Source organism: Virgibacillus salexigens (genome assembly GCF_000723585.1).
Classification (GTDB): domain Bacteria; phylum Bacillota; class Bacilli; order Bacillales; family Amphibacillaceae; genus Virgibacillus; species Virgibacillus salexigens.
Genome location: NZ_CCDP010000003.1, coordinates 399566 through 411636 on the forward strand (window position 1 = coordinate 399566; position 12071 = coordinate 411636).

Annotated in this window: 19 protein-coding genes; 18 read left to right on the forward strand and 1 reads right to left on the reverse strand. The window is 32.7% G+C overall.

Annotated features, from left to right (window positions below):
• Nucleotides 1-35: 35 nt before the first annotated feature.
• The 6 genes from BN990_RS20075 to BN990_RS21675 all read left to right on the forward strand — a co-directional run bounded on the left by BN990_RS20075 (nt 36) and on the right by BN990_RS21675 (nt 2635).
• Nucleotides 36-494: an NADAR family protein gene (locus BN990_RS20075; protein WP_038246793.1), complete on the forward strand. Its 459-nt coding sequence runs from the start codon at nt 36-38 to the stop codon at nt 492-494.
• A gap of 84 nt (nt 495-578) precedes the next feature.
• The gene (locus BN990_RS20080; RefSeq protein ID WP_238323689.1) at nt 579-791 is read left to right on the forward strand and encodes a hypothetical protein; all 213 of its coding nucleotides are present in this window, start codon (nt 579-581) and stop codon (nt 789-791) included.
• A gap of 139 nt (nt 792-930) precedes the next feature.
• Nucleotides 931-1395, forward strand: a complete 465-nt coding sequence (locus tag BN990_RS20085) for a hypothetical protein (RefSeq protein WP_038246798.1) — start codon at nt 931-933, stop codon at nt 1393-1395.
• A 13-nt stretch (nt 1396-1408) separates the two neighbouring features.
• On the forward strand, nt 1409-1567 hold the full coding sequence (locus tag BN990_RS22770) for a hypothetical protein (protein WP_158295266.1): 159 nt from the start codon (nt 1409-1411) through the stop codon (nt 1565-1567).
• On the forward strand, nt 1564-2040 hold the full coding sequence (locus BN990_RS20090; RefSeq protein ID WP_038246801.1) for a hypothetical protein: 477 nt from the start codon (nt 1564-1566) through the stop codon (nt 2038-2040). Before BN990_RS22770 ends, BN990_RS20090 begins: the two co-directional genes overlap by 4 nt.
• A gap of 121 nt (nt 2041-2161) precedes the next feature.
• Nucleotides 2162-2635 (forward strand): macro domain-containing protein, encoded by a 474-nt coding sequence (locus BN990_RS21675; protein WP_051739353.1) that lies wholly within the window; start codon nt 2162-2164, stop codon nt 2633-2635.
• 122 nt (nt 2636-2757) lie between these two features.
• Here the strand turns inward: BN990_RS21675 and BN990_RS20100 are convergent, their stop codons facing one another.
• Entirely contained in the window at nt 2758-3357 is a 600-nt protein-coding gene (locus tag BN990_RS20100) for a hypothetical protein (RefSeq protein ID WP_038246804.1), read from the reverse strand.
• A 536-nt stretch (nt 3358-3893) separates the two neighbouring features.
• Between BN990_RS20100 and BN990_RS20105 the strand changes: the two genes are divergently transcribed.
• The 12 genes from BN990_RS20105 to BN990_RS21680 all read left to right on the forward strand — a co-directional run bounded on the left by BN990_RS20105 (nt 3894) and on the right by BN990_RS21680 (nt 12071).
• Complete coding sequence (locus tag BN990_RS20105) at nt 3894-4394, forward strand: RNase H family protein (RefSeq protein WP_038246807.1); 501 nt, start codon at nt 3894-3896, stop codon at nt 4392-4394.
• Between the two features lie 18 nt (nt 4395-4412).
• Nucleotides 4413-4760 carry a hypothetical protein gene (locus BN990_RS20110; RefSeq protein ID WP_038246810.1) on the forward strand — a complete coding sequence of 116 codons (348 nt, stop codon included), beginning with the start codon at nt 4413-4415 and terminating at the stop codon, nt 4758-4760.
• A gap of 271 nt (nt 4761-5031) precedes the next feature.
• A complete protein-coding gene (locus BN990_RS20115) occupies nt 5032-5271 on the forward strand; it encodes a hypothetical protein (protein WP_038246813.1) in 240 nt (79 codons plus the stop codon).
• A gap of 116 nt (nt 5272-5387) precedes the next feature.
• A complete protein-coding gene (locus BN990_RS20120) occupies nt 5388-5609 on the forward strand; it encodes a hypothetical protein (RefSeq protein WP_038246815.1) in 222 nt (73 codons plus the stop codon).
• 29 nt (nt 5610-5638) lie between these two features.
• Nucleotides 5639-6547, forward strand: a complete 909-nt coding sequence (locus tag BN990_RS20125; RefSeq protein ID WP_038246818.1) for a hypothetical protein — start codon at nt 5639-5641, stop codon at nt 6545-6547.
• Between the two features lie 152 nt (nt 6548-6699).
• The gene (locus tag BN990_RS20130) at nt 6700-8553 is read left to right on the forward strand and encodes a DEAD/DEAH box helicase (RefSeq protein WP_038246821.1); all 1854 of its coding nucleotides are present in this window, start codon (nt 6700-6702) and stop codon (nt 8551-8553) included.
• Between the two features lie 57 nt (nt 8554-8610).
• On the forward strand, nt 8611-9255 hold the full coding sequence (locus tag BN990_RS20135) for a hypothetical protein (protein ID WP_038246824.1): 645 nt from the start codon (nt 8611-8613) through the stop codon (nt 9253-9255).
• 124 nt (nt 9256-9379) lie between these two features.
• A complete protein-coding gene (locus BN990_RS20140) occupies nt 9380-10198 on the forward strand; it encodes a ThiF family adenylyltransferase (RefSeq protein WP_051739355.1) in 819 nt (272 codons plus the stop codon).
• Complete coding sequence (locus BN990_RS20145) at nt 10195-10518, forward strand: hypothetical protein (RefSeq protein ID WP_038246827.1); 324 nt, start codon at nt 10195-10197, stop codon at nt 10516-10518. The genes BN990_RS20140 and BN990_RS20145 overlap by 4 nt, the downstream gene beginning before the upstream one ends.
• Nucleotides 10515-10925, forward strand: a complete 411-nt coding sequence (locus BN990_RS20150; RefSeq protein ID WP_038246830.1) for a hypothetical protein — start codon at nt 10515-10517, stop codon at nt 10923-10925. Before BN990_RS20145 ends, BN990_RS20150 begins: the two co-directional genes overlap by 4 nt.
• Nucleotides 10926-11026: 101 nt before the next feature.
• The gene (locus tag BN990_RS20155; RefSeq protein ID WP_038246833.1) at nt 11027-11614 is read left to right on the forward strand and encodes a hypothetical protein; all 588 of its coding nucleotides are present in this window, start codon (nt 11027-11029) and stop codon (nt 11612-11614) included.
• 22 nt (nt 11615-11636) lie between these two features.
• Entirely contained in the window at nt 11637-12071 is a 435-nt protein-coding gene (locus BN990_RS21680) for a hypothetical protein (RefSeq protein WP_051739357.1), read from the forward strand.

Consider the following 12071-nt stretch of genomic DNA (forward strand, 5'->3'; position numbering starts at 1 on the left):
TTATGAAATTTGCTGGGTAAAAGGAGATTTTTAATATGTCAAATGAAATACGTTTTTATTCTCGGAGTAAAAAATACTTTGAATTTAGTAATTTTAGCAATAATGGATTTACAATTCACAATGAATTTACAGGCAACTTATTTTATCCAACTGTAGAGCATTACTTTCAATCTCTTAAGTTTCTTGATCACTCATACTCTGAAAAAGTACGTACTGCCTCTACTCCAGGAGAAGCTAAAAGACTAGGTAAATCTCGTCAATATCCTATTCGTAATGATTGGGATGATACTCGTTTATATGTAATGATGACGGCAGTTGAAGCTAAATTTTCACAAAACCCTGAGCTAGAGAAAATGTTAGTAGACACAGGCGATGCAGTACTTATTGAGGATTCTCCTTATGATTACTTTTGGGGAGCAGGAAAAAATAATACTGGTCAGAACATGCTCGGAAAATTATTAATGAATTATAGAGATAAACTGAATAGGTTATGAGCTATGAGTAGTATACGTATCAACAGTTCTGATCAATATTATAAAGGCATTTTGCTTAATTGCATTTCACGTCGCTCATATAAAATGAATAAAGCTAAACGTTTTACTATTAATCATACCAATCAAAATGTATGGATACCTAATAAGCATTTACTTAATGATGGAACTATAAAGTATGGTGAAAATATAGACTATGTATTTCGTAAGGCTCAAAGGCAATTAGAAATAGCTGGTTACACTGGACCAATAGTTGGTATTAAAAGAAGCACTTTAACAACACATGGGATTAATAAATAGTTTAAACGAACAGGAAGGATTTTTTTATGTGCTTAGTTTGTAGTGGAGTAATTAATTATTTATGATTACTACTCTAATTCAAGACTGAAATTGACGATAAATAATAAACTATAAAACTTTCATAGGAGGGTTATCCTACATGATGTTCACATCGATTAGAGCAAAAATGTTTGTAAAAGATGAGTATCAACCACTTATTGATAGATTAATGAATAACTCTGAAATTATGCAATGGAGCCAGTTACATTCAACTCTTCCTTTTGTTCAGCAATATGCGAAAGTACCACGTTCTGGACATATTCCGTTTGGAGCTCTGACATATGCCCCTTCTGAATGGGGAGTGTATGATAAGACGCATGGATTTAATGTTCATGTCATGTATGAACCCTCCTTTGAGAGACTTACTGGATTATGGACATTCCAATGCAGTTTAAGAGATAAAGCTAATACAATCGATCAATTTATGGATTTAATTGTTAATAATATTGTTGATCAGATTATTCATTTGGAAACAAAGTATGAAGGTGATAATTATAGCAATATCTATAATTTTGTAAATAATTCCGTTCGTATCACACATCATAAGGCTATTGATCAGTTATGAGAGGAGCTATGATATGTCCGATAATCGTGAGGCTGTTTTCTATGACTTATTAAATAAGTATGAAATACTTCTTGGTGCTCAAGGTTGGTCTGATCCAGAAATACAGGCAGAACTGAACAAGTTGTCTGCTGATTTTAAGGCTAATTTGTCTATGAAGGATGATTCAACATGACCAATATTTCACCTATGAATGATCTTTTAATCGGTCACCTGTATCACTCCCCTATTTGGAAAGAACTATTGGAAAATAAGAAAATTCATTTTGATTTTAGGCTTACACATATGTATGTTTATAAGCGCAGCAATCATAGCTTATATATAGCTGAATTCCATAATGCCTTTACATACTTCGGAGAATATACAAAAGAAACAATCCTGAAATTCCAACAAAGAGATCCGTTAGATCACCTTCCTATCACCTATGAGGAGTTATGTCATAGTCATGGATTCTATAAATTAGCAGAAACAAATGATTATGCAGCATTCTCAAATGATAGCCTTAGTGACTATCCTTCGGATCTCTATATATTTGAGATAGTAGATGTCCGAGAATATAGATTTTATACCAAGGATATCTCCCCTACTTGCATCCAAGAATTTTTGGATTTTGATATCAATCTAAACAAACTATCTAATATTAAATAAAAGGAGCTATACTATGAAATGTGCTGTTTGTAGTAACTATCGTGAGATTCAGTTTGAAAATGAAAACATTACATGCCCTGTGTGTGAAGATTATGTATAGGTAATTAAAGGAGGTATTCATATGCTACATGTAGTTCAAGGAGACCTATTAGAGAGTGATTGTACGGTTATCGCACATCAGTGTAACTGCTTTAATACTATGGGAGCCGGTATAGCTAAACAAATTAAGAATAAATATCCCTTGGCCTATGTCATGGATCAACAAGCCCCCTACTCACCTATGGATAGACTCGGTGAAGTAACTTTTGCTTTTTATGACTCCCCTCCCCTACTTATATTCAATCTCTATGGACAATATTCTTATGGGAAAGGACGTCATACTGATTATAATGCTTTATCTAACTCTATAAGTAAGATGATGCGTACCATACAGTCTATGCCAGAGCATGTCAGACAGGAATTTCCTTTTGTAAAGGTCGGAGTCCCCTATGGTTTAGGCTCTGGTTTAGCTGGTGGATATTGGAATAAAGTAAAACTAATCCTTGATTATTACTCTGAAGAGTTCAAGATAGATATATTTGCTTATAAACTATAGTTTTATTTCATAATTTAATTATTTTTTAAGGAAATATTTTTATATTTATTACTTTTATATGGAAATAAAACAAAATAAAAACAGTAAATTAGGAAATAATCTACTGTTTTTTAATGAAATCATTATTTATTTTTAAATGGATTCTTTGAAAAGATCTTTTTGTAAGCTGGTAGATTCATATATTCGTGCATTAATTTTCTTGTCTCTCGCTGTTCTTCCATGAATTGATCCAGCTTCTTAATACGTCTTTCCTCAATATCATCTATAGTAGCTGCCATTTCTCTAGATACATTCTCTGATATTTCAGCTGATAATTCTTTCGAAATGTCATCGGTTGCTTTATGAATAATCTGTTGCATGAAGGATTGGAATTCGGGGTTCTCTAACATGTGTTGCATATCTATCTCAGATAGCTCCATCTTATGTTTAGGTACTTCTGGAACCTGACCCTTCTGACGACACTCCAGATCTTCATTTTCTAATATTACGTATGCAAGATCCGTTGTTGTTGTCTTTCTGCCATACCTACTTTTAGCATCTCGCATAAACTCAAAGATCTTTAAGTCAGACTCATAGAATATGCGTTCATCCCTATGATTTCGCTCTAAGTAGTGTACATGTAGCTCTTCAAGCTTATCTGACCAGCCTCTTAGCGTTGGAGCTGGTACTTCAATTCGTTTCGCAGCATCGCCCAGCGTGACAAATTCAACGTCCATGGCCATAGCATCACACACTCCTCTCATATAGCTCTATTAAAACACATACCGAGCTTATATGAAAGTCGTTCTACTTCATAATTCATAGATGATTAACATATAACTCATTGTTCACTATTGAACATACTTACAATTTATCTATCAGTTAATTCGCCTTATGTAATATCTAATAGCTCAAATCCTATTTAATAATTCGTTCTATGTAAGATGTCAACCTATGAATTATTCCATAGATTATGAAGTAGTTACCTGATAGATCGAGCTATTTCATAACTAATAATTAATAGTCTATTCAATAGTTAGCTATATATCATATTTAATAACTCGAACTCTGAGATAATCTATTAATAACCTATTCCCCAAGTCGTTCTATGTCATATTTAATAGAATGTAGTCTATGAGTGATATCGCTCTATCTCATAACTGATAGTTCATTGCCTATGAAGTTGGCTGCTCTATCTAATAACTAATAGATGCCTATCGGCTAGTTATGAGAAAACTATTTATAATCTCTTAAAAACAGAGTAGGGGAGGTCAATATTTTGAGTAAAACTGATTTTGATAAATTACGTATTGATATGTGGGTATCCGGAACTGCTGATAAAGAAGGAAATGGGGGTTATAGTGCTTTATTATATTCTCAAATTAACCAAACTCCATTTAAGAAAACAATAGGGGGGTACGCTACTGATACAACGATTACTCGTATGACATTAAAAGCAATTGTAGAAGGTTTAACTTGTATTAAATCTAAATCCTTTATTCATATCTATACGTCATTGCCACAGATATCAGTTGGTTTAAATAAAAATATGTATGTATGGGAGAGAAATGACTGGAGAAGAAAAGACGGTCAATTTCTAAAGCATGCTGATCTATGGCAGCAAGTCTTTGAATTACTAGATGAGAAATCATTAAGTTATAGAGTAAAACTTGAACGTCCATTTCCTAGTCAAGACAATCATCTTTATGTAATACACATGGCAAGTAAATATACCATGCAAGCTAAAAAGCATTTGCATGAAGTTGCTGTTTCATCTTAGTAAAGGAGTGAACCTGTTATGGAATATTTGGAACATAGTAGACAGACATATTCAAAAAAGAAAAGCCTATCGGCTAGCTTTAGGGTAAATTTACTGATCTATGTCATAGCCATATTAGTTGTTCTTACATTTGCTTTATTAATACGTAATGTACTTCCAAGTGATTACAAAGTTGAATATATCGAATACACAATGTCTAAAGGTGACAATATTACACATGCCATTGAATCCATTAATCAGAAGTATGATGGTCCTTATGATATGAGAGATCTCATATATATGGTAGTGGAAAAGAACAATCTTGATTCTCATAAGGTTTATCCAGGTAAAACATACCTTATTCCAAAATTATTAGCTTCTCACTGATAGGGGAGAGTCTATAATGAAAAATGATAAGAACCATCCGTGGGATGATATTCCTTTAATAAAAGTTCTCTCTGGACTTTTCATATGTGGAGTAATATTTGGAGTGTTAATGATACCGTTCTTATAATTGCTAGTTGTAAATAGGATTATCTGTTGATGATCCTATGAAGGAGCTCGCAACTCCATTTCTCATAGTAATGATTTCTTCTTTGTGATGACTCAGTTAGAGTCTTTTTTATTAGAAAAATTTATATACAGAAAGGTGATAGCTATGTCTATAGTTTTTAATTCGAAACAGGAACTTACTAATCATCTAGAAAAATTTACATTAGAAGAACAGAAAACAGAGCTAGAATTTATGATTTCTAAAATTGAAGAAGAGGTAGAAATAGCTTTAATCCAAAACAACAATGAATTAGCAATATGGAAAATGTCAATCGAGCTTCTTATTGAAGACGTGTTGAAGGAAGTAGAAAATAAATTAATCATTAACTACTCGTTGAATGTATGATCTATGCAACATTATTTATTCTTATATGTATGTCAGGGAAATTAATTTTTTTGCCATTCCTTTTAATATTGCATGCGTTAGAAGGATGGTTTAATAAGAGAAAGGGGAGCTAAATTATGTCTAGAACTGTTCAAACAACCTGTAACAACTGTGGTACGGAAATTACATTGGATTTTGGAAATGCAACTTATGAAGAAGCTTTAGTCCTTATAGATAAAATGGATAAGTCTAATCGTGAATGCCCTGGTTGGCATGTAGAAATTGGTGGTTGGAAAAAGCGATGGAACTTAGATGCAGCCGTTAAAAGTGCTTATGCTAATGAAGAGAGAGGTAAATAATTTAAATTAAAAATCAGGAGATGATATATATGTCAGCAATTTTAAATCAAATCAAAGAATCTGTTAAAAAAGGTGTAGAAGTTAATATTCAAGGAATTGTTCAGTATGGAAAATATCCTGTATCTGTGAAAGACATTACAAATAGTGTTACAAGTGGTTGGGAACTTACGTATCGTATAGAAAAATCGCAATTTAATGGAAAAGCATTTAACAAGCATGAACGCTTCTCCGAGCTTAAAATGACTTCATTTAGTAATTTATACACCATGATTCAACAAGTTTATTCTCAATTCAAGCAAGGAGTTAATGTAGAAAAAAGAAATGACGGATCTAATTTCGCAGTTTATCAGCCTAATGATTCGCTTTGGTTTACTGTTAGGGACAAAAAGAACTCTGTAGCAATTACAGTTACTATTACTGATGATAACTCACCGTTTCATATGTTAAGTGTCACTTTTGTTATTACTGCTTCAAATCAAAACGGACAACCATATATGATAGGGTATGACTCTCAATATGACCATAACACAGATACTTATACCGAACTTTTAAATGCATCTATGCTCCCAAATAAACATGCATATGTGCCAGTTACTCGCAAAGATAACATAGGTACAATTAAGGCTGCTGGAGTAGTTAATAATGAAGGTTTAGTAGAAATCGATTATGATCAAACAGAAGTGGTATATTTACAGAAAGTATTAAATGAAAGAAGATTATTAGCTGGTATATATGAAAAAGCTATTTTAGAGATTGTTTTAGATAAATCAAATGAATATTTTACTGCAAACTCTCAAGCACAGCAACCAATGAATGGCTTTAATCAATCATCAATGCCCCATATGCAAAATGCCTTTCATGCACCACAAACAAATCAAGGTCTGAATTCGAATCCCTTTAATCCAGCTTTAAATTTAGATAATACTCCAGTATTCTAGAAAATCTAATTACAGAGGGTTTCAGCGCTCTCTGTAATGCTTTTCATGATAACCTTTAAAATAATCCTCATTTTTTCTTCATTTTTTGATTGTTTTCTATAATTATCTGTTATACTATTGTTATACATAAGTAAAATGAAGGGAGAAATCCTATGATTCAAGTTCGGAAGCAATATGGGAATATATATGTCCGTATTCTTGATACAATGGAAACTTTTGATTTCACCTTAGATAAGATACGTGATATTCCTCAACGCTCCTTTAAGCAAGATACAGGGGAGTGGATGTTTCCCCAAGAAAAAATAGAGGACTTACTTCGGCTCTTTGAAAACCAAATAGTATGGATGCAACCTTTAAAAGATATTGTTAAGGATCTTCCTGTTAAAGATACGCTAGTACAAAAACATCTTAATTGGGAAAATGATGATGATTTTAAACATTGGAAGATGAAGCCTTATGGATATCAAAAGGTAGGTGCACACTTTCTTGCGGATCGTGGTCAAGCAGCTATCTTTGATGGAGTAGGTTTGGGTAAGACATTGCAAGTATTAGGTGCCTCTCAGATTTTATTTAATAAAGGCCTTGCGAAAAGAGCACTTATCATCACACTAAATAGTATTAAACGTCAGTGGGCAAAAGAAGTAGATAAATTTATGGGTGAAGAAGCTATTGCTGTATATGGCACAGAGTCTAAACGGCAAAAGCTAATTAAAGGCTTTGCAAAAAGAGATGATATACGTTTCTTAGTAATTAATTATGAAATGCTGAGAAGTAAAAAGTATCTGAACCTAATAAAATCCATTGATTTTGATATTGTTGCATTAGATGAAGCTCAGAAGATAAAAACTGGTGTAACAGATAAGATGCTCGATATGAAGCCTTCTCAGAATGCATTAGGGACATTCGAGTTAAAAACGATTCCATATCGCTTTATTGCTACTGCAACACCAATACAATCAAAGGCGGAAGAAATATGGAGCTTATACTATTTCTTAAATGAATTTATTTTGGGCCCTTGGGAAGAATTTCGTGAACGATACTGTAAATATCACCCAAGATATGGCATTAGTGATTATTTTAACCAGGGTGAGTTATATTATCGAATTGCACCATACTTTATTAGAAGAACCAAAGAAATGCCTGAGATACAACAGCAACTACCGAAAGTAAAGCATGATCATATTTTCTTGGAGACAACCAAAGAACAAGAACAAATAGAATCTTACTTATTAGATAAGATTGAACAGTTGAAGGAGGAGTCCAAAAAGGTAGGCTTTGATGGGAAAGTTATCAATGGTCAATTGATGAATTCAGAACAGGCAAAAGAATATTATGACGGACTTATTCAAGGTTACACATCTTTCTTATTGATGTCAGCTGATGCACCTGAGCTGTTCCAAATGTCAGAATCCCAACTTGCTGCAGGATTATTAAAAGACTTAAGTATACCCGATAATAAAATAAAACGTTCGCCTAAGTTAGAACATTTAATTGGATTTTATAATCAATTAATGAATGATGAACCTAACTCAAAGATTGTAGTCTTCACTCGCTTTGAACGGATGGCACGATTAATCCACCAGAACATTCCTGGTTCATTGCTTTATACAGGGAAGCTGTCTGAGCGAGACAAAGAATACGCCAAAGAACAATTTGTAAATAATCCAAATAGCAAAGTTATAGTACTTACCGACGCAGGAAGTACAGGAATGAATTTACAAGTAGCCAATTACTTAGTAAATTATGACTTACCTTGGGATCCAACATTGATAGAACAACGGAATGGGCGTATTGATCGTACAGGTAATCCTAATGCGAATATCACAATACAGTATTACGTGATGGGCGATTCATATGAAGAGCATTTACTCGAGCTTCTTAATCGTAAAGCTGACTTAGCCAGTTCGGTATTAGAAGGCGGAAAAATGAAACGAGCCTCACAAGATTTTAACAAGCTCGCAATGGAGCGCATGCTTAAGCGAAAGCAGAAGAGAGTTAAAACTTAAAGGGGAGACAGTATATACTGTTTCCCTATATAAACTTATCATAGGGGAGAAAATAACATGGTTAAATTCGGAATTAAAGACTTTGAAACAACATTACCTAACTGGGCAAAACATCATAAAACAGTGAGTCTTCAAGTGCAAAGAAAATATAAAGACAATGATGAAATAATTAATGCTAATGATTCCGCTATTAATAAAATTATTCAAGATGAACCTTCTATTCTTAAAGAGAAACACGAAAGATTGTTTAACTTTAAAACAGGTAAAGAAAGAGAAGTTATTGATTATTATTTACCCATAGAAAATAAAGAATATATTACGCCTAACTTTGACTATTATTCTACCGGAGCTATTAATTCAAAAGAATTAGCAAAAGTACGATTAACTTTTTTGATAGAAGAACATACACTAAAATTAGAGCATCATATTCATACGGAAGGTCCTCATTCAATGAATTTTGGACAACTTCTAGCAGGTAGCTTTGGAGGAGTTTCCGACTTTATCGAAGACATTGCTGTTAAATCAGAATCATTAAAGGAAAATGGCATTGTTATTAGTGAAGACAAAAGATACTATAATGTTGTGCTTGTATCTGATAATGGCAATTTCTTCAATTCTGATATTGCACATGATGAATTAGTACAATCACTTGTTGGCATAGAAATATTTGAATTTGATCAAGAACATAAAAACAATATGTAATGCACTACATTTGGGGGAACATATAGAATATCTTTATGAAGAAGATGACTACAGTACACTATATGATCTTACTAATGGTAAGATTGTGGCTGTAAAGTAAAATTTATAGGAAGTAGTGATTTTAATGTATTATCCAACGATTGATATAATTCATAGCTTTAATATTGGATATTCCTTTCAACCATTCTTTAATATTGTTCAAGTCGGAGCAGGTGGAAACGGTGGTTATTTAGCACAACGTTTATCTAAGCTGTTATATGCATTAAATAGTAATAGAACCTTAAATTTTAGTTATAAAATTACTGATGGTGATTCAGTAGAAGAAGGGAACTTACAACGGCAACCATTTATTGAGCAGGACTTGGATAGTCCAAAGGCTGAGATACTTGCTAAACGTTATAGTAATGCCTATCAAATACCTATTTATTATAAAAACGACTATATTTTTTCCGTAGATGATGTTCATCAATTATTTGATCAGGAATACTCATTAAATCGTCAGCTTTACATTCTTGTTGGTTGCGTTGATAATAACGCTACTCGTCAGATCATGCATGAATACTTTAATAGGTGTAGAAATATTGTTTATATCGATAGTGGCATTGATGCTGTTGATGTAAATGGATCTAAGGAAAGTGGGTATTCTGGGCAAGTTGTTTGTGGAGTCCGGTTAAAAGATAAAGAATTACTTTCCCCTGTAGGAGGTATTTACCCTGATATATTAGCCGATAAAGAATCTCATCTTCCTACACAAGCATGTGGAGAACAAATGGTTTATTATCCGCAACGGATGCAAACTAATGAGATGGCCGCCATTATTATGAGTGGATATCTTAATACGATTCTATCTGATAATGAAATTGTATCGCATTACACAAACTTTAATGCAAGAAATAATTTAGTTTCTCCCAATTATATTAAGAAGGGGCAGCTTGCTATATGAATTTTAAATTAGATACTTTTATTGATCGATTAGATCAAAAGGAATCATTACCTTTTGATCAAGTAAAAATGCATGAGAGACTAATTTTAATTGATGAGCATATCGATAATCATGAAGTAATCACTGAAGATTTTTTAGATTTCTTCACCGCAGAAGAGTTAGAATGGTACTATAATTTTATTGAATATTGGCCATCTATAGAGGCAGAGATTGAACCAGAAGATTATGATCATGAAATGATGCAGTATTCCCAAACAATTGAATTAATTAATGAGATTTCAGATATGAAAGGCATTCAAAAAGAGGTGACTTTTATATGATTTCAGAAGAATATCGCATGGAATTAATGGATATAACACAAGTTATCCAAATGAGCAAACTTATGAAAGAAAGATCGTTTGAAATACCTTATATCAATTACAGAGAAGCATGTTCACCAATTATATTAGATCATTATCTTGGACAATTTTTAGACAGATATCCTGTATTTTCACTAAGCTCAGAGCAAGATGGATATTTCTATAATATTTACCTTAAACTCAATAATAAATATAAAGATACTGACTTTATTAAATCAGTTACTCATGCCATAGAAGGTGCTATGGCAGAGCATTTATCTGGTAGCTTGGACATTGATTATGACAACATAACTATCTCTTTAGAAGGTTCACTATCTTGCTTTTTCATATTAAATAACATAGTAGAAGAAATAGAAACAATGTTATAAAGGAGGGGAGAATTATAGAAACCACAATTGTTCTAAACGAGCACAAACCTGCTAAGGTAACATTCCAAAAAAATGGTGCAACTTATGAGAAATATTTAAATATGCAAGATCTTCTACAACAAATGATAGCCTCACTAAGTGTAGAAGATGATAAATTTAAGGAGAAATCTACACCAATTACTATTTCACCATCCTTACCAACGAACACAGTGAAATACTCTAAATTAAGTGATGGAACAGATATTATATTCCTTGTTCATCCAGAGTGTAATGTAGATGTTAAATATCATCAATCTACTTTTATAGAAGTTCCAATACCTAATTTGGTTTTTTGTTTCATGGTTAGAAATCACCGCTTGGTAGCTAAACACGTACTTTGCTATAAAGATCGATTCTTACGAGATGATTCTCAATTGTATTATTTTCCATTTTCTAATGTTTTTTCTGATGGGAGTATGTGTTATCACACCAATATAGAAATAAAGGATCTCGTTCAATTACAGACATTCCCTTTAACATGGTTAAGTGAACCATTTAATGATCACTTGTATTATCAAAGCAATAGCAATTTTAATTTGCCCTTACGAGAATTATTAGAAAAGACACAGGGGGGATCTTTTGACTATACAATGTTAAAGAAAAAATCAATTGATTTTAATACATGGAGTTCAAAATTAATTAATTACTAATATATCAAGGAGGAATATAAATATGTCTTCATTAGAGTTTGATAAAGAAAAAGAACAGCAGCCTACATTTGGGACTAACTTAGATCAAGAGGAACCAAAGGAGCCTGAACAAGCAGAAATTCCTGAAGAAGAGCCTGAAAAGAAACCAAAAGAAAATTTAGAAGAGAATGGGCAATTTTCATTATTTGAGGAGCCTAAGCAAGAAAAGAAAGCACCTAAGAAGCCTAGTACTGCACCTAAGAAGAAATCTAAACCATCTCAAAAAGTTGGAATGGAATACACGGTTTATTATGCTGGACATCAAGTTCCAGTACCAGAAGAAGATATGACAATGGATACTGTGCGGAGTTATTTAGAGACAGATTTTCCTGAGTTATCTAAGGATCGCACTGAAATGCTAATTGATGAGAAAAATAAACAAATAGTACCTGTTGTAAAAGGTGCCAAGAAAGGATAA

Excerpts from the sequence above, each read along its gene's own strand:
- BN990_RS20075 (WP_038246793.1), top strand. The coding sequence starts at position 36 with ATGTCAAATGAAATACGTTTTTATTCTCGGAGTAAAAAATACTTTGAA.
- BN990_RS20080 (WP_238323689.1), top strand. The coding sequence starts at position 579 with ATGAATAAAGCTAAACGTTTTACTATTAATCATACCAATCAAAATGTA.
- BN990_RS20085 (WP_038246798.1), top strand. The coding sequence starts at position 931 with ATGATGTTCACATCGATTAGAGCAAAAATGTTTGTAAAAGATGAGTAT.
- BN990_RS22770 (WP_158295266.1), top strand. The coding sequence starts at position 1,409 with ATGTCCGATAATCGTGAGGCTGTTTTCTATGACTTATTAAATAAGTAT.
- BN990_RS20090 (WP_038246801.1), top strand. The coding sequence starts at position 1,564 with ATGACCAATATTTCACCTATGAATGATCTTTTAATCGGTCACCTGTAT.
- BN990_RS21675 (WP_051739353.1), top strand. The coding sequence starts at position 2,162 with ATGCTACATGTAGTTCAAGGAGACCTATTAGAGAGTGATTGTACGGTT.
- BN990_RS20100 (WP_038246804.1), bottom strand. The coding sequence starts at position 3,357 with ATGGCCATGGACGTTGAATTTGTCACGCTGGGCGATGCTGCGAAACGA.
- BN990_RS20110 (WP_038246810.1), top strand. The coding sequence starts at position 4,413 with ATGGAATATTTGGAACATAGTAGACAGACATATTCAAAAAAGAAAAGC.
- BN990_RS20115 (WP_038246813.1), top strand. The coding sequence starts at position 5,032 with ATGTCTATAGTTTTTAATTCGAAACAGGAACTTACTAATCATCTAGAA.
- BN990_RS20120 (WP_038246815.1), top strand. The coding sequence starts at position 5,388 with ATGTCTAGAACTGTTCAAACAACCTGTAACAACTGTGGTACGGAAATT.
- BN990_RS20125 (WP_038246818.1), top strand. The coding sequence starts at position 5,639 with ATGTCAGCAATTTTAAATCAAATCAAAGAATCTGTTAAAAAAGGTGTA.
- BN990_RS20130 (WP_038246821.1), top strand. The coding sequence starts at position 6,700 with ATGATTCAAGTTCGGAAGCAATATGGGAATATATATGTCCGTATTCTT.
- BN990_RS20135 (WP_038246824.1), top strand. The coding sequence starts at position 8,611 with ATGGTTAAATTCGGAATTAAAGACTTTGAAACAACATTACCTAACTGG.
- BN990_RS20140 (WP_051739355.1), top strand. The coding sequence starts at position 9,380 with ATGTATTATCCAACGATTGATATAATTCATAGCTTTAATATTGGATAT.
- BN990_RS20145 (WP_038246827.1), top strand. The coding sequence starts at position 10,195 with ATGAATTTTAAATTAGATACTTTTATTGATCGATTAGATCAAAAGGAA.
- BN990_RS20150 (WP_038246830.1), top strand. The coding sequence starts at position 10,515 with ATGATTTCAGAAGAATATCGCATGGAATTAATGGATATAACACAAGTT.
- BN990_RS20155 (WP_038246833.1), top strand. The coding sequence starts at position 11,027 with ATGCAAGATCTTCTACAACAAATGATAGCCTCACTAAGTGTAGAAGAT.
- BN990_RS21680 (WP_051739357.1), top strand. The coding sequence starts at position 11,637 with ATGTCTTCATTAGAGTTTGATAAAGAAAAAGAACAGCAGCCTACATTT.